General features: G+C 71.6%; 13 protein-coding genes. 7 read left to right on the top strand and 6 right to left on the bottom strand.

Going from position 1 to position 16,727, the window contains the following annotated elements; all coding sequences use genetic code 11:
- Positions 1-105: 105 nt before the first annotated feature.
- From ACFY3L_RS52605 to ACFY3L_RS52590, 4 genes are read right to left on the bottom strand one after another with little or no spacing between them, the layout of a single operon-like run.
- Positions 106-2,307 carry a thiamine pyrophosphate-dependent enzyme gene (locus ACFY3L_RS52605; RefSeq protein ID WP_389342839.1) on the bottom strand — a complete coding sequence of 734 codons (2,202 nt, stop codon included), beginning with the start codon at positions 2,305-2,307 and terminating at the stop codon, positions 106-108.
- A 16-nt stretch (positions 2,308-2,323) separates the two neighbouring features.
- Positions 2,324-3,238, bottom strand: a complete 915-nt coding sequence (locus ACFY3L_RS52600; protein ID WP_389342836.1) for an ABC transporter permease — start codon at positions 3,236-3,238, stop codon at positions 2,324-2,326.
- Complete coding sequence (gene nikB, locus ACFY3L_RS52595) at positions 3,228-4,175, bottom strand: nickel ABC transporter permease (RefSeq protein ID WP_389342833.1); 948 nt, start codon at positions 4,173-4,175, stop codon at positions 3,228-3,230. Before nikB ends, ACFY3L_RS52600 begins: the two co-directional genes overlap by 11 nt.
- An 18-nt stretch (positions 4,176-4,193) precedes the next feature.
- Positions 4,194-4,727 carry an Lrp/AsnC family transcriptional regulator gene (locus tag ACFY3L_RS52590; protein ID WP_344512985.1) on the bottom strand — a complete coding sequence of 178 codons (534 nt, stop codon included), beginning with the start codon at positions 4,725-4,727 and terminating at the stop codon, positions 4,194-4,196.
- A gap of 122 nt (positions 4,728-4,849) precedes the next feature.
- Between ACFY3L_RS52590 and ACFY3L_RS52585 the strand changes: the two genes are divergently transcribed.
- The 6 genes from ACFY3L_RS52585 (at position 4,850) to ACFY3L_RS52560 (ending at position 12,496) form a co-directional block, all read left to right on the top strand.
- Positions 4,850-5,893: an ABC transporter ATP-binding protein gene (locus ACFY3L_RS52585; RefSeq protein WP_389342830.1), complete on the top strand. Its 1,044-nt coding sequence runs from the start codon at positions 4,850-4,852 to the stop codon at positions 5,891-5,893.
- Positions 5,890-6,885, top strand: a complete 996-nt coding sequence (locus tag ACFY3L_RS52580; RefSeq protein ID WP_389342827.1) for an ABC transporter ATP-binding protein — start codon at positions 5,890-5,892, stop codon at positions 6,883-6,885. The genes ACFY3L_RS52585 and ACFY3L_RS52580 overlap by 4 nt, the downstream gene beginning before the upstream one ends.
- A gap of 2 nt (positions 6,886-6,887) precedes the next feature.
- Positions 6,888-8,306 carry an aldehyde dehydrogenase family protein gene (locus tag ACFY3L_RS52575; RefSeq protein WP_389342823.1) on the top strand — a complete coding sequence of 473 codons (1,419 nt, stop codon included), beginning with the start codon at positions 6,888-6,890 and terminating at the stop codon, positions 8,304-8,306.
- A 6-nt stretch (positions 8,307-8,312) separates the two neighbouring features.
- Positions 8,313-9,251 (top strand): hydroxyacid dehydrogenase, encoded by a 939-nt coding sequence (locus ACFY3L_RS52570; protein WP_389342820.1) that lies wholly within the window; start codon positions 8,313-8,315, stop codon positions 9,249-9,251.
- Between the two features lie 23 nt (positions 9,252-9,274).
- Positions 9,275-10,435, top strand: coding sequence for an acyl-CoA dehydrogenase family protein (locus tag ACFY3L_RS52565; RefSeq protein ID WP_389342904.1), 1,161 nt, complete (start codon positions 9,275-9,277; stop codon positions 10,433-10,435).
- 306 nt (positions 10,436-10,741) lie between these two features.
- The gene (locus ACFY3L_RS52560; protein WP_389342817.1) at positions 10,742-12,496 is read left to right on the top strand and encodes a substrate-binding domain-containing protein; all 1,755 of its coding nucleotides are present in this window, start codon (positions 10,742-10,744) and stop codon (positions 12,494-12,496) included.
- 28 nt (positions 12,497-12,524) lie between these two features.
- Here ACFY3L_RS52560 and ACFY3L_RS52555 read toward each other — a convergent pair whose 3' ends face one another.
- Positions 12,525-13,988, bottom strand: coding sequence for an Hsp70 family protein (locus ACFY3L_RS52555; protein ID WP_389342814.1), 1,464 nt, complete (start codon positions 13,986-13,988; stop codon positions 12,525-12,527).
- Positions 13,989-14,181: 193 nt separating this feature from the next.
- Positions 14,182-15,414: a helix-turn-helix domain-containing protein gene (locus tag ACFY3L_RS52550; protein WP_389342811.1), complete on the bottom strand. Its 1,233-nt coding sequence runs from the start codon at positions 15,412-15,414 to the stop codon at positions 14,182-14,184.
- Positions 15,415-15,824: 410 nt separating this feature from the next.
- Between ACFY3L_RS52550 and ACFY3L_RS52545 the strand changes: the two genes are divergently transcribed.
- On the top strand, positions 15,825-16,724 hold the full coding sequence (locus ACFY3L_RS52545) for a nucleoside hydrolase (protein ID WP_389342809.1): 900 nt from the start codon (positions 15,825-15,827) through the stop codon (positions 16,722-16,724).
- The last annotated feature ends 3 nt before the right edge of the window (positions 16,725-16,727 follow it).

Genomic DNA, 16,727 nt, shown 5'->3' with positions numbered 1-16,727 from the left:
CGACCGACGGCGGCCCGGCTTCGCTCCACCGAAGCCGGGCCGCCGTCCTCCGTCTGTTCTCGAATGCCGGCCACAGAGCCCGCCGCGGGCAGGGGCCGCGCCGGGTCAGCCGAGCAGGGTGCGGGCGGCGGCCAGGATGTCGGCCTCGCCGAGCAGGACCTGGTCGGCGGCCGGGCCAAGGGGGACGTAGCTGTCGACGCTGTTGACCCGGGCCATCCGGCCGGCGAAGCCGGCGTCGACCAGGGCCGCGACGACCGCCTCGGAGACACCGCCGCTCGCTCGGGTCTCGTCGACGACGAGGACCCGGTTCACGCCGGCGAGCGCGGCGTGCAGTGCCGCCGCCGGCAGCGGCGCGAGCCACTGCAGGTCCACCACGCGCGTCTCGGCGCCTTCGCCGGCCAGGACGCCGGCCACCCGCAGGCTCATCGGCACGCCGTTGCCGAACGTGACCACCGCCAGGTCGGCGCCGTCGCGGACGGTCCGCACCGCGCCGAGCGGCGCCTCGGCCCAGTCCCGCGGGGCCGCGTACGGGGCGAGCCAGCCGCCGTCGCCCTCGGTGTGCAGGTCGCGGGTGTGGTACAGGGCGATCGGCTCCAGCAGCACGCACACCCGCCCCTCCGCCTCGGCCAGGGCGAGGCACTGGCGCAGCAGGGCGGGCGCGGTGGCGGGGTGCGACGCGACGGCGAGCGCGAGTCCGGGGATGTCGCGCAGCACGGCGACCGAGTTGTCGTTGTGGAAGTGGCCGCCGAAGCCCTTCTGGTACGCGAGGCCGGCGATGCGCACGACCATGCCGTTCTGGTACTGGCCGGCGGAGAAGAACCGCAGCGACGCGGCCTCGCCCCGCAGCTGGTCCTCGGCGTTGTGCAGGTACGCCAGGTACTGGATCTCGGGGATGGGCAGGGTGCCGGCCAGCGCGCCGCCGAGCGCCAGCCCGAGGATCGACTGCTCGTCCAGCAACGTGTCGAAGACCCGGCCGGCGCCGAACGCCTTGCGCAGTCCACGGGTCGCGCCGTAGACGCCGCCCTTGCGGGCCACGTCCTCGCCGAAGACCTGGGCGCCCGGGTGGGTCAGCAGGGCGTCGTGCAAGGCGGCGTTGATCGACTGGGCGAGGGTGAGCGGCCCGCGCTCCTCCGGCAGCTTCCCGCCGAAGGCCGGTGCACGGCCGGCGCCGGCGCGGGTGGCGGCCGCGGTGACGGCGGCGGGGCGGCGGGCGGTCAGCGGCGCGGTGACGGCGTCCGGCGACGCGAGCCGCTCGACCGCGCCGACCAGCTGCCGCGCCTCGTCCATGACGAGCTTGCGGGCGTGCTCGTAGCTGGCGAGGCTCTCGCCCGGGCTCTGGATGCCGCGGCGGGCCAGCGCCGCGGCGGTGGCGAGGATCGGGTCGCGGGCGTAGTCGGCGAGGATCTCCGAGCGGCCGCGGTAGGCCAGCTCGGCGTCGGAGCCGGCGTGGCCCATGAACCGCACGGTGCCCAGGTGCAGCACGACCGGCCGGCGCTCGGCGCGGACCCGCCGCGCGGCGTCGGCGGCGACGGCCAGCAGGTGGGCGGGGTCGGTGCCGTCGGCGTGGACGTAGTCGATGCCGGGCAGCGACGACAGGGCGCGCCGGACCCAGCCGTGCGGTGAGCGGGTGCTGATGCCGATGCCGTTGTCCTCGCAGACGAGCAGCAGCGGCAGCGGCAGGCGCTGGTGGGCGCTGTAGCCGGCGGCGTTGAGCGCGCCGGCGGCGGTGGAGTGGTTCAGTGAGGCGTCGCCGAAGCTGCAGACGACGACGGCGTCAGCGGGATACACCTGGCCGGCGCCGGTGCCGGTGCTGCGGCCGAGGTTGAAGGCCAGGCCCATCGCGCGCGGCAGGTGCGAGGCGATCGTCGAGGTCTGCGGGATGATGTTGAGGGCGCGGTGGCCGAACACCTTGTGCCGGCCGCCGGAGATCGGGTCGTGCCGGGACGCCGCCGCCGAGTGCAGCACGTCGCTGATCGGGGTGGCGCCGGGCACCTGGCCGGCGCGGGCCGCGTAGAACCCGCCGGAGCGGTAGTGCAGCAGCGCCGGGTCGCTCGGGCGCAGGGCGAGGGCCACGGCGGCGTTGCTTTCGTGGCCGCTGGAGCCGATCGTGTAGAAGCCCTCCTTCTGGGCCTGCAGCCAGCGCAGCGCGAGGTCCAGGTGACGGGCCTGGACCTGGGCCTCCCAGTAGTTCAGCAGGACCGAGCGGTCGGCCTCACGATCGGCCTCAGTGTCGTCGGTGGTGCCGGTGGGCGCTCCGGACGACCATTCGGTGAGCCGGCGGACGACGTGCTCGTCGATGGATTCCACGACGGAGGGCTCCAGTTCAGCGGTTGGTGCGGCCGCGCAGCCGCGGGTCGAGGACGTCGCGGAGGGTGTCACCGAGCAGGTTGAACCCGAGCACCGCGATCATGATGCAGACGCCGGGCACGACTGACGGCCAGATCGACAGCTCCATGAAGGCCTTGCCGTTGGCCAGCATCGAGCCCCAGGACGGCGCCGGCGGCTGGACGCCGAGGCCGAGGTAGCCCAGCGACGCCTCGATGAGGATGGCGTAGGCGATGCTCGTGGTGAACTGCACGGCGATCGGCGCGATCGAGTTGGGCAGCACGTACTTGAAGATGAGGCGGGCGTTGCTGAGCCCGACGGCCTGCCCGGACTCGACGAACGGCTCGCGCCGCACCGACATCGCCGTGCCCCGCACGATCCGGGCGAAGCTGGGGATGAACACCAGCACCAGGGCGAGGATCAGGTTCTCGGTGCCCGGCCCGCGGGCGGCCACGACGGCGAGGGCGAGCAGCAGGGTCGGGAAGGCGAACATGATGTCGGTGACCGGGGTGATGATCGCGTCGAGGATCCCCCGGTAGAAGCCGGCGAGCAGGCCGAGCAGGACGCCGATGACGGCGGCGCAACCGACCACCACGAGGCCCACGGCGAGCGAGGTGCGTGCGCCGTAGAGGGCCCGGCTGAGCAGGTCGCGGCCGGCCTCGTCGGCGCCGAGCAGGAAGGTGCCGCCGGGCGTGGCGAGCCGCTGGTTGGACATCGCGGTCGGGTCGTAGGGCGCGATGACCGGGGCGAGAGCCGCGGCCGCGACCATGAGCAGGACGAGGGTGAGCCCCACGGCGCCGATCTTGTCCCGGGTGAGCTGCCGCAGCAGCGCGCCGCCGCGCCCGCCGACCGTGCGCAGCCGGCCGAGCCGGCGCGCCTGGACCTCCGTGACGGTGTCGACTTCAGTGACCACTGCGCAGCCTCGGATCCAGGTAGGTGTAGACGAGGTCGACCAGGTAGTTGACCAGGACGTAGAAGAACGCGAGGAAGAGCAGGGTGCCCTGGACCACCGGGTAGTCGCGCTGGCTGATCCCGCGGATGACCATCGTGCCCAGACCGGGCCAGGCGAAGACCTGCTCGACGATGACGGTGCCGCCGAGCAGCGCGCCGAGCTCGATGCCGAGCACGGTCACGACCGGGATGAGCGAGTTGCGCAGGGCGTGGCGGACCATGATGACGCGCTCGGCCAGTCCCTTGGCGCGGGCGGTGCGTACGTAGTCCTGGTTGAGCACCTCCAGCATGCTGGAGCGGGTCATCCGCATGTTGATCGCGGCGAGGCTGGCGCCCAGGGTGACGGCGGGGAGCACCAGGTACTTCAGGTTGTCGAGCAGCCCGCCGCCCTCGCTGGCGCCCTGTGAGGGCAGCCAGCCGAGGGAGACGGAGAAGACGTAGACGAGCAGGATGCCCAGCCAGAAGTTGGGCACCGACAGGCCGATGAGCGACGCCACGCGGGCGAAGGCGTCGAGCGGCCCGTTGCGGCGGGTGGCGCTGAGGATCCCCATCGGGATCGACAGCAGGATGGCGACGAGCAGCGCGGAGACGGCCAGCAGCAGCGTGGACGGGAGTCGCTGCAGGATCTCGTCGAGCACCGGCTGGCCGGTGCGCATGGAGGTGCCGAGGTCGCCGCGCAGCAGGTCGCCGAACCAGGTGAAGAACTGTTCGTGCACGGGCATGTCGAGCCCGAAGTAGCGGCGCATCTCGGCCTCGACCTCGGGGTCACCGAAGTCCTGTCCCATGATGGAGCTGATCACGTCACCCGGGATCATGCGGATGACCAGGAACGAGATGACCGAGATCCCGAGCAGGACGGGGATGACCGTCAGCGAGCGGATCAGCGTGATGCGCAGCATGGTGGGCTCTCCTGCCGGTCAGTGCTCGTAACCGGATAACCCGGGCTCGGCGCCCTCGTCCCAGCCGGGCTCCAGCTCGTCGTCGGCGCCGGCGAGGTCACGCGCCCACTCGTGGGCCCGCTTGGCGACCCGCAGCACCATCACCGACCGGCTCTCCATGACGCCCTCCAGGTGGCCCAGGCGCTCGGTCCAGAACCGGCGCATGGTGTTGGTGGAGGCGAAGTAGCCGACGGCGATGATGTCGAACTGGCCGGTCACGTGGTAGACGTAGGCCATCTCGGGCATGCCGGCGAGCTTGTCGATGAGCTGCTCGGTGGCGCCGGGGGCGCTCTGGATCTCGAAGAGCGTGTGCACCGGGCGGCCCATGAAGGGTGCGCTGGGGATCGCGGAGAACTGCAGCTTGCCTTCGGCGAGCAGGCGGTCGATCCGGCGCCGCACCGAGCCCTCGGAGAGCCCGACCTTCGCCGCCAGCGCGACGTTGGTCTGTCTCGGGTCCTGCACGAGCTCCCGGATGATGGCGCGATCCTTCACGATCGAGCTCTTGGATGTCATCGGCTCCAACTCTCAATCGACGTAATTCGTCGCTCGCCGGAGCCTAGACGACGAAGATCGCCTGTGCAACACTCCCGGTTGACGAATGGCGACGTTCGCGCACCAAGTTTTGGGGAGTTTCGATGGCCTTGTTGGAGGTGCGCGACCTGCGCACGGAATTCCGCGCGGCGCGGGGCTCGGTGACCGCCGTCGACGGCGTCTCGTTCACCGTCGACGCGGGCGAGATGGTCGCGCTCGTGGGCGAGTCCGGCTGCGGCAAGTCGGCGACAGCGCAGTCCGTCATGGGCCTGGTCGTGCCACCGGCCGGGCAGGTCACCGGCGGGCAGGTGCTCTTCGAAGGCCGGGACCTGCTCACGCTGAGCCGCCGCGAGCTGCGGGCCGTGCGCGGCAAGGGCATCGCGATGATCTTCCAGGATCCGATGACCTCGCTGAACCCGGTGCTCACCATCGGCAAGCAGATCACCGAGACCCTGCAGGCCCACCTCGGGCTGAGCCGCCGGGCCGCCCGGACCCGGGCCGTCGAGCTGCTGGAGATGGTGCGCATCCCGGCCGCGCAGAGCCGTCTCGGCGCCTACCCGCACCAGCTCTCCGGCGGCATGCGGCAGCGCGTCATGATCGCGATGGCGCTGTCCTGCAACCCACGGCTCATCCTCGCCGACGAGATCACCACCGCGCTCGACGTCACCATCCAGGCACAGATCCTCGACCTGCTGCGCGACCTGGCCCGCGAGACCGCCACCGCCGTCCTGCTCATCACCCACGACCTCGGCGTCGTGGCCGGCATGGCCGAGCGGGTCAACGTCATGTACGCGGGGCAGATCGTCGAGCGGGCCGAGACCGTCGACCTGTTCCACCGCCCGCAGATGCCGTACACCTGGGGCCTGCTCGGCTCGGTCCCGCGCCTCGACCTGGTCCGCGGCGGTCGGCTGCGGCCGATCGCGGGCCGCCCGCCCGAGCTGACCGCGATGCCGCCCGGCTGCCGGTTCGCGCCCCGCTGCGCGCACGCCCGGGACAGCTGCGCCGATGCCGTGCCCGACCTCGTCCTCACCCATCAGGTCCCGGACCGGGGCCAGCTCAACCGCTGCTGGGGCATGCGCCCCGCGGACGCGGGCGGCTGGCTGTCGGACGAGGACCGCTTCGCCGAACAGTCCGTGGAGGCGCGATGACCAACCTCTTGGAAGTCCGGGACCTGGCGGTCGACTTCAAGGTGCCGCGCCGCGGCTCGCTGCTGCCGGCCCGGCTGCGCGCGGTGGCCGGCGTCGACCTCGACATCCGCCGCGGCGAGATCCTCGGCGTGGTCGGCGAGTCCGGCTGCGGCAAGTCCACCACCGGGCGGGCCATCCTGCAGCTCCTGCGGCCCAGCCGGGGCAGCGTCACGTTCGACGGCACCGAGCTGACCACGCTGCCCGGCCGCAGGATGCGGGCGATGCGCCGCCGGATGCAGATGATCTTCCAGGACCCGTATGCGTCGCTGAACCCGCGCATGACCATCGGCGAGCTCATCGAGGAGCCGCTGCTCGTGCACGCCGACCTGCCCGCGGCGGGACGGCGGGCGAAGGCGCAGGAGATCATGCGGCTGGTCGGGCTCAGCGACCGCTGGCACGACCGCTACCCGCACGAGTTCTCCGGCGGCCAGCGCCAGCGGGTCGGCATCGCGCGGGCCCTGGTCAGCGGCCCCGACTTCGTCGTGGCCGACGAGCCTGTCTCCGCCCTCGACGTCTCCGTCCAGGCGCAGATCGTCAACCTCCTCGAACAGCTGCAGGAGGAGCTCGGCCTGACGATGATGTTCATCGCGCACGACCTCGCCGTGGTCCGGCACCTGTGCGACCGGATCGCGGTGATGTACCTCGGTACCGTGGTCGAGGTCGGCGGGTGCGAGGAGCTGTACCAGTCGCCGCGGCACCCCTACACGAAGGCGCTGCTGTCCGCGGTACCGATCCCGGACCCCCTCGTCGAGACCAAGCGGCAGCGCGTCCTGCTCACCGGCGACGTGCCGAGCCCGCTCGACCCGCCCAGCGGCTGCCGCTTCCGTACACGATGCTGGAAGGCGCAGGAGGTGTGCGCGACGACCGTGCCCGTGCTGACCGATCCGGCGGACGGGCACCGGGTCGCCTGCCACTTCCCCGAGCCCGCGACCGTCGCGGCCGCGGGGGTGTGACCGTGCTGCACCGCAGTCTCGTCGGCGGCGAATGGGTCGACGGCGACCGCCGCCCGAACGTGAACCCGGCCCGGCCCGACGAGGTCGTCAGCGAATACGCCGAAGCCGGCCCGGACACCGCCCGCGCCGCCGCCGAGGCCGCCGGCGCCGCCCAGCCCGGCTGGGCCCGCACACCCGTCGCCGAGCGCATGGCGGTCCTCGACCGGATCGGCACCACGATCCTCGGCCGCGCCGAGGAACTCGCCGTGCTGCTCGCCCGCGAGGAGGGCAAGCTGCTCGCCGAGGCCCGCGGCGAGGTCGTCCGGGCCGGGCAGACCTTCCGCTACTACGCCCACCAGCTGCTGCAGCCGCAGGGCGAGGTGTACGCGTCCACCCGGGACAACGTCCACGCCGAGGTGCGCCGCCGGCCGCTCGGCGTGGTCGCGGTCATCACGCCGTGGAACTACCCGATCGCGATCCCGGCCTGGAAGGTGGCGCCGGCACTCGCCTACGGCAACGCGGTCGTGCTCAAGCCGGCCGAGCTGGTGCCCGCCTCGGCCGGCGAGCTGGCCGGGATCATCGCCGGGTCGGGCCTGCCGCCGGGCGTGTTCAACCTGGTCCTCGGGGCCGGTCGGACCGCCGGCGAGGCGCTGCTCACCGCGCCCGGCGTCGACGGCGTGTCGTTCACCGGCGGCACCGGCACCGGCGCCCACGTCGCACGGCAGTGCCTCGCCCACGGCAACAAGCGCTTCCAGCTGGAGATGGGCGGCAAGAACCCGCTCGTCGTGCTCGACGACGCCGACCTCGAGGTGGCCGTGCGCTGCGCCCTGGACGGCAGCTTCTTCAGTACCGGACAGCGCTGCACCGCGTCGAGCCGCCTCATCGTGCAGGACGGCATCCACGACCGGTTCGTCGCCGCGCTCGCCGACGCCGCCCGGGCGCTGACGGTCGGCGACCCGCTCGACCCACGCAGCCAGATCGGTCCGGTGGTCAGCCCGCAGCAGCTCGCCCAGAACCTCGGCTACGTCGCGGCCGGCACCGCCGAGGGCGCGACCGTGGCCGCCGGCGGCACCAGCGACGGGCAGTTCATGCGCCCGACGCTGCTCACCGGCGCCCACAACGGCATGCGGGTGGCCCGGGAGGAGATCTTCGGCCCGGTTTCTTGCGTCATCCGGGTCGGCGACCTCGACGAGGCGATCGCGGTCGCCGCCGACACCCGCTACGGGCTGTCGGCCGGCATCGTCACCACGTCCCTCGCCGCCGCCGAACGCTTCAAGCGCGACGCGCGGGCCGGCATCGTCACGGTCAACCTGCCCACCGCCGGCACCGAGCTGCACCTGCCGTTCGGCGGCACCGGCGACTCCAACCACGGCCCGCGGGAGCAGGGCGGCTACGCCCGCGACTTCTACTCGGTGCCGGTGACCTGCTACACGGGCTGGTGAGACCGCATGCTTGAGATCCTGCTGACCGAGCCGATCGCCGACGCCGGGATGGAGCTGCTGCGGGCCGCCGCCGAGGTGCGCGTCGCCGGCGTCACCGACCCGGCCGCCCTCGCCGCCGGTCCGCTCGCCACCGCCGACGCCCTCGTCGTGCGCTCCTCCCCCGTCACCGCCGCCATGCTCGAGGCCGCGCCGCGGCTGCGGGTCGTCGGCCGCCACGGCGCCGGCCTCGACGGCATCGACCTCGCCGCGGCGCAGCGGCTGGGCATCCCGGTCGTCAGCACGCCCGGCGCCAACGCCGAGTCGGTCGCCGAGTTCGTCGTCCTCGCCGCACTGGCCCTCGCCCGGCAGCTGCCGGGGGCCGTCGCGACCCTCGCGAGCGGCGGCTTCCCGGCCGGCCGTTCGCTGCCCTCCTCGGTCGTCGCCACCGGCCTGACCGGCACCATGCTCGCCGGCCGGACGCTGGGCCTGGTCGGGCTGGGCGCGATCGGCCGCGGTGTGGCCGCCCGCGCGCTGGGCCTGGGGATGACGGTCCTCGCGTTCGACGTCGCGGCGGTGGTACCGCCACAGGGCGTCCGCCTGGTGCCGCTGGACGAGCTGCTGCGCTCAGCCGACGTGGTGAGCCTGCACGTCCCGCAGACCCCGCAGACCACCGGGCTGATCGGCGCCGCCGCGCTGGCGTCGATGCGGCCGGACGCGCTGCTGGTCAACACCGCCCGCGCCGGGGTCGTCGACCACGCCGCCGTCCTCGCCGCGCTCGGCGGCGGGCGGCTGCGCGGCTACGCCGTCGACGTGTTCGCCCCGGAGCCGCCCTCTCCCGACGATCCGCTCCTGCACCACCCGCGGGTCCTGGCGACACCGCACATGGCGGCGATGACCTCGGACGCGCTCGACGCGATGGCCGTCGCCGTCGCCCAGGGCGTCCTCGATGTACTTGCGAAAGGATGATCACTGTGACCCCGCCCGCGACCATGCCCGTGCTGGACTACTTCGGCGTCGACGGCCGTATCGACGAGGAGAGCCGCGCCCTGCGCGAGGCCGTGCGCAGCTACGTCGACCGGCGGGTCCGGCCGCACATCGCCGTCTGGTACGAGAAGGGCAGCCTGCCGGTCCGCGACCTCGCCCGGGAACTCGGCTCGCTCGGCGTGCTCGGCATGCACCTGCAGGGCTACGGCTGCGCGGGCGCCTCCGCCCTCGCGTACGGACTGGCCTGCTTCGAGCTGGAGGCGGGCGACTCGGGCCTGCGCTCGCTGGTGTCGGTGCAGGGCTCGCTGGCGATGTACGCCATCCACCGCTACGGCTCGCAGGCCCAGCGTGAGCAGTGGCTGCCGGCCATGGCGAGCGGCACGGCGATCGGCTGTTTCGGGCTGACCGAGCCGGACTTCGGCTCCGACCCGTCGGGCATGCGCACCCGCGCCCGCCGCGACGGCTCGGACTGGATCCTCGACGGCACCAAGATGTGGATCACCAACGGCTCGGTCGCCGACGTCGCCGTCGTCTGGGCCCGCACCGACGAAGGCATCCGCGGCTTCCTGGTGCCCGCCGGCACGCCCGGCTTCGCCGCCCCGGAGATCACCCGCAAGCTCTCCCTGCGCGCGTCCGTCACCGCCGAGCTGGTCCTCGACGGGGTGCGGCTGCCCGCCGACGCGATGCTGCCCGACGCGACCAGCCTGTCGGCCCCGCTGTCCTGCCTCAACGAGGCCCGCTTCGGCATCGTCTTCGGCGCCCTCGGCGCCGCGCACGACTGCCTGTCGACGACCATCGCATACGCCGGAAGCCGCGAGATCTTCGACCGGCCCCTCGCGGCCTACCAGGCGACCCAGCTGAAACTCGCCGACATGACCCTGGAACTCGGCAAGGGCTTCCTGCTCGCGCTGCAGCTGGCGGCGCTGAAGGACGCCGGTACCCTGGACCACCGTCAGATCAGCCTGGGCAAGCTCAACAGCACTCGCGAGGCGATCGCCATCGCCCGTGAGTGCCGCACCATCCTCGGCGCCGCGGGCATCACACTGGACTACCCGGTGCTGCGTCACGCGTCGAACCTGGAGTCGGTCCTGACCTACGAGGGCACGTCAGAGGTCCACCAGCTGATCATCGGTCAAACCGTGACCGGCCACGCCGCCTTCCGCTGACGCCGGACCCGCCACCTGATCCCATCGGGGGATGTGCCCACTGACAGCCGGTCCGGCTCTGGTGGAAGATCGCGTTCACGATCTCCCGCAGCTCGAAGCGACCCTGGGCCCCCAGACCGACGGGTGCCGGATGTCCGGGCTGGACGAGTCGAGGGTTATCCGTAGCGGACGGTCCGGTCGGCCACGTCCGGCGGATGGCGGCGGTGTTGTGTCTGTCGGTTACGATGCGGGGCTCTGCCGGTGAACAGGAGATCGTCGATGGGTGTTGTCGCGGGGACACGTGCGCGAATGCCGCTGGTGATTGCGGTGATCGTCGGTCTGATAGCCGTCGTGGTGACGTACGTGGTGCTCCGTCGCGACCCCGGGGAGGCGGGCGCCGACAAGCGAGCCGGTTGTGAACCCATCGAGGTCAGTTCGTCGACCGAGAAGGCCGACCTGATGATCGAGTTGGCCCGCCGGTACAACGCCTCCGACACGCTGTACGGCGGCAAGCGGTGCGCGTCGGTGACCGTGCACCGGCTCACGTCCGGCGCGGCGGCGGAGGCGCTTGCCTCCGGGTGGGATGAACAGCGCGACGGTGGGCCGGCACCGCAGGTGTGGACGCCCACCGCATCGCTGTGGCTCCAGTTGGCCCGCCACCGGGAGACCACCGGCGGCAAGCAGGTGGTGCCGGCGGCCGGCACGCAGATGCCGTCGATCGCGCAGAGCCCGTTGGTCATCTCGATGCCGAAGCCGATGGCCGAGGCGTTCGGCTGGCCGAACCGCGAGTTCGGGTGGAGCGACGTGCTGGCGCTCGCGTCCGATCCGCAGGGGTGGGGCCGGTACGGCCACCCCGAGTGGGGGCGCTTCTCCTTCGGCAAGGACAACCCGCACCGGTCCACGTCCGGCCTGGCCGCGACGGTGGCCACGTACTATGCGGCGACCGGCCTGTCCCGCGAACTGACGGCGGCCGACCTCACCCAGCCCAATGTGATCAACTTCGTTCGCGGGGTCGAAGCCGGCGTCCTGCACTACACCGATGATGCGGTGAAGTTCCTCGCCAACCTGGCCGACGCCGACGCCGAGGGCGCCGCGATGTCGTACGTGAGCGCCGTCGTGCATCAGGAGCAGCTCACCTACCTCTACGACAAGGGCAACACCACCGGCGACCCGAAGGTGAAAGGCAAGGCGCCCACGGTGCCGCTCGTGCCGATGGTGCCGCGGGACGGCACGCTGATGCTCGACCACCCGTACGTGGTGCTGCCTTCGGCCAGTGACGCACAACGGGACGCGGCCGGGGACTTCCTCGCGTTCCTGCAGCAACCGGCCCAGCAGGCCGCGTTCGCGGCGATGGGCTTCCGCGACCACCAGGGCAACGCCGGTCCCGAACTGGCGCAGACCCTGCAGATCCCGGCCGGCCAGAAGCTCAACCTGATCCAGTCACCCGTCGGAGAGGTCCTGGACAAGATCCTCGCCGGCTGGGACGACCTGCGGAAGAAGGCCAGGGTGCTGCTCATCCTCGACGTCTCGGGATCGATGAAGGAGAAGGCGGCCGGTGACATCAGCAAGCTGGAAGCCGCGAAGAACGCGGCGATCGCGAGCCTCGACCTGCTGCATCCCGACGACGAGGTGGCACTGTGGACGTTCTCGGGGCAGCGACCGAACGGTGCGCAGCCCTACACCGAGCGGCTGCCGATGTCGCGCATCCGTGACGCGAAGCAGCAACTCACCGGCATCATCCGGGCGCTGAGCGCCGATGGCGGCACGGCCTTGTACCACACGACCCGGGCCGCCGACGTGTACATGCGGGGACGGCTGGACGCCGACCGCATCAACGCGGTCGTGCTGCTCACCGATGGACGCAACGAGTATCCGGCCGACAACGACCGGGCGAAGCTGCTCCGCGACCTGGACGGGTCACGCCTGGAGAACTCGGTTCGCATCTTCGGTATCGCCTTCGGCGAGGAGGCCGACCTGGACACGCTCGAACAGATCGCGAAAGTGTCGCGGGCAGCCGCCTACGACGCGCGCGACCCGGCCAGCGTCGACAAGGTATTCAGCTCGGTGCTGAGCAATTTCTGATTGGAGGCGACGTCCGGCAACCGGGTCTTCAACGGTCGAACACGATACCGAGGGCCACCCGCACCAGATGCACGATCACGGTGACCACGGCTCCCGCGATCAGCACGGCCGCCGCACTCGCACCGGCGAGGCCGCCGATCACGCCGCTCAGGGCACCGAGCAGCACGGCCGCTGCCACACTCCACGGATCGGCGAGGTGGCGGCGGATCGATCGCCCCCGCTCCGGTTCGACGGCCTCGTCGGCGCTCGACCCGCGGTCTGCCGTCGTCGAGACCGGCGACAGCTGCATGACCCGCTGCGGCGAGCCCTGTGGCACGGATGACGGGCCAGCGGCCGTTCCACGCGCCTGCGCAACGGTCTCCCCCGACCCGGCACCGGCAGGCAGCCTCATCGTGACACCGGTCGGCGTGCGTTCCTCGCACGCGTCGAGCAGGACCAGTGAACCCTCCGCCACCACGAGCTCGGGCTGCTCCAGAACCGTGGGCGGCATCCCGAACGCGCGGTGCAGCAGTGTCGCAACGAGTGGGACGCGGCTCGACCCGCCGACGAGGAAGATGCCGCCGACGTCCGACAGCCCGATGCCCGCGCTCCGCACCGCGGCGCGGGTGACCGCGACCGTCCGCGCGATGACCGGTTCGGCGAGCTGCTCGAACTCGTCCCGGCTCACCGGAACGGTGTCGTCCAGGACCGGCAGGTGCACCAGCGTCTGCGAACGCCGGCTCAACGACTCCTTGGCCAGCCGAACGTCCTCCCACAGCTGCCACCGGGCACGACGGTCGGCGGCGGTGGCCGGTCGCAGCAACCGGTCCCATGCGTCCGGGGCCCGCTGCGCGATCAGCCGGCCCAGGTGCTCCACCAACGCGGCGTCCAGGTCCAGGCCGCCCACCTCGGGCAGCCCTTCACTGGCCAGTACCGTCAGCGCTCCTGCGGGGCCGCGCCGAACCACACTGGCGTCGAACGTGCCGGCCCCGAAGTCGTACACCACCGCGCACTGACCCGCGCCGACCTGGCCGACCTGGCCAAGGAAGTAGGCGGCGGCAGCGATCGGCTCCGACACGAGTACCGGGCCCGGCAGGCCGGCACGGACGGCCGCAGCGGTCAACCGGCTCAACCGCGACGTGCCCCAGGTCTCCGGATGCGTGACCACGACACGATCCGGGAGCTCACCGGCGACCTGCCGCGCCTCCGACGCCACACGTCCCAGCACGGCGGCGACCAGGTCGACCACGTCGGTCTCGTAGCCGCCGAGCAGAACGATCCCGTCTGCCATCCTTCGCTTCGGGTTGGGCTCGTACCGATCCGGATACACCCGCGCCGACCGCACGGCTTCGGCACCGGACAACATGTCGCCGGGGGCTTCCAGGAGTACCGCCGACGGCAGCAGCGGTGACCCGTCGAAGAGCAGGGAACGTGCTTCACCGCCGCCGCGACGCACCATGGCCACGGTGTTGAAGGTGCCGAAGTCAATCCCGAGCAGCGCGCCGTGAGCCATCGTTGCAGCGTACGCGGCGCCCGCACGTCCGTCCCGCTTGATCGGTGCGTCCTGGTGGCTCGGGGCGCGGCCTACTACGTGGTGGTTGGAGGCGCTGACCAACGCCACCAAGTACGCCCAGGCCATGCTCGTCCACGTCTGCGGGCAGGTGCGGGACAGGAACCTGCACGGACTTCCCGGCTCCGGCGAGAAGTCAGATGCTGACGTTCAGGCGCGTCGCGAGCTGGACTATGGGGGCCGAGGGTGTACCCCGGGTGCGGCGCAGCACGTCGCTGAGCACCTCGTGGGCGAGGGGGCGGCAGCGGATCTCGGCCGGGGCGAGCCGCTCGCTCTCCAGGAGATTCTCGCCGGCCATGTCGATTTCGCCGATCATCGACCGGGCGCGGGCCTGGTCGAGGAGATGCTGCGCACGCCGCTCCGGCGGCAGCGCGTTGAATCCTTCGAGCTCCAGGCGTTCGTGGACCTCCACCGCCGAACTGCCCTCCCCGAGCTCGACGGCGGCGGCAGCGCGGTATATCTGGACGTTCGTCGGGCCGAAGGACGTCCAGTAGTAGTTGGCGTCGCCGTCGAGGCCCCGGGCCGCATCTTCGGCCTCGGACAGCAGATCACGGACCATCGCGCTGTCCCCGAGCCGCGCCGCCGCCAATGCTCCCTGCAGCACCAGCTGGCCGTAGACGGAGAGCCGCTCAGGCGAGCTGTCGTTCTCGCCGGTCCCGGGGACGATCCGGTTGGCGATGTTGATGCAGATGTCCAGCCCAGGCCGTGCCCGGCCGAGGGACACCAGCGCCATCGAAACACGCATCGTGGCCAGCCCGGCGAGCAGATGGTCACCAGCACGCTGCGAGGCGGTGATCGACCGGTCAGCGGCGAGCCAGGACAAGTCGTGTTCACCGACCTTGCGCAGCACCGCCGCGGAGACCTGACAGACCTGCCCGAGCAGATCGGCGGCCTGCCTCGCATGCGGGCCGTCGCCGTAGGCGGCGTCGGCGGCCTGCGCCTCCCTCAGCAGGCGGGGCAGCGTCCGCGCGAGCGTTCCGTACTTCGCGTGCTGGTAGGACAGCCAGGCGTGGGACACCGCTTTGCGGAGATCCATGAGCGGTGGCGGCTCCGGCGGGGCGGAGAAGAAGGCGCTGATCTGGTCGTACCGCTCCAGCGCGGCACGGATCTCCTCCACCTCGACCTGGTCGACCCCGTTGGGGTGCTCGCCGCGGCGCGCCGGGTCCTTGCCGAGCAGGATCTGGACGTCGAGTTGCAGCACTTCGGCGATCTCGTACACGACGGAGAACTTGTCGAGCCGGCGTACCCCGCGCTCCACCTTGTCCACCCAGCTCTTCGACTTCCCCAGCCGGTCGGCGAAGACCTGCTGCGACATCTTGCGCCGATTCCGCCAATACGCCACGCGGCGACCAATGGGAATCTCATCCATCTCGCTACCTCCGGCGATCGCCCGTCCGGCCCATTCCACGTGCCGTGCAGCCTGAACCGTGGACCCACTCATACGCTCTGTACTGCAGTTACGGCTCCAGCTATCACTCGGCGGAATGCTGCACCGCGGCACGTTGCTGGTGGGCGCCGGATGCTGCTTGGGTCGCCACCAAAGCGGTGCTCTTCTCGCAAATTCACGCGCCGGTCATCGTAGACGCCCAACGTAACCCCACCATAGCCCTACGTCGACCCCTGTCACCCAGCGGATGTATTCGACCTCCAGCACCAGAAAAACCCCACGTAAAGGTTCAAAAACCGGGCCATGTGGACCGCCCGGAACGGGCCGCCAACCATAACCGGTCGCCGATAACTCGTTGGACATTGTTCTGCCAGCGGGGTGTGATCCGTTTCGTGCTCGACGTGGTGTGGGACATGGAGACTGGCGATCCCGACGACTTCCTGACCTTGCTGCTGCTGGCCGGGCACCCCGAGGTGAACCTGCGGGCGGTGACCGTCACGCCTGGTTCGCCGGCCCAGATCGGTGTCGTGCGCCACGGGCTGGCGCTGCTGGGACGCACCGACGTGCGGATCGGCGCGTTCGACCTCGCGCATCCCAAGACGTGCGTGTCGGCGTGGCATTACCGCGTCCTGGGCGAGGTGGCACCATCGCTGGACGCCGAGCCCGGCGAGCACGTGCTGACGGAGGTCTGCGACGAGCAGACCACGCTGGTGTGCGGCGCGCCGTTGAAGAACCTGGGCGCGGCGATCGCCGGCGGCCGCCTGCGTTTGGGGAAGCTGGTGGCGCAAGGCGGGTTCGCCGGCGAAGGGGTGGTTCCCGCAGGCCAGCAGCTCCCCAAGTTCCGCGGCCGTAGCACTTGCGCCAGCTACAACCTCAACGGCGACCCACGTGCGGCGCTCGCCGCACTGGTGTATCCAGGCATCGAGGAACGCTGGTTCGTCTCCAAGAACGTCTGCCACGGCGTGGTGTACGACCAGGATCTGCACGACCGCGTCGGCGCGGTCGCCCACCGCAATCCCGCCTTGGCGCTGATCCATCGCATGATGCGGGAGTACCTCGTTCGCCACCCGGACGGTAAGAAGCTCCATGATCCACTCGCTGCCTGCTGCGCGATCGACCGAAGCGTCGGCACCTGGGCGCAGGTCGAGATCTACCGAACCGGTAACGAATGGGGCGCGCGCCCTGCCCCTGACACGCACACCTCGATCATCACTGGATACGACCCGCAGCGATTCCTCGACATCCTCCTCGCGCCCAACCACAGCCCCGGACCGCCTGCTCCGGCTCCATGAAAG

The sequence above is a fragment of the Dactylosporangium sp. NPDC000521 genome (genome assembly GCF_042898305.1).
Lineage (GTDB): Bacteria > Actinomycetota > Actinomycetes > Mycobacteriales > Micromonosporaceae > Dactylosporangium.
This window is presented reverse-complemented; position numbering and strand designations above follow the sequence as displayed.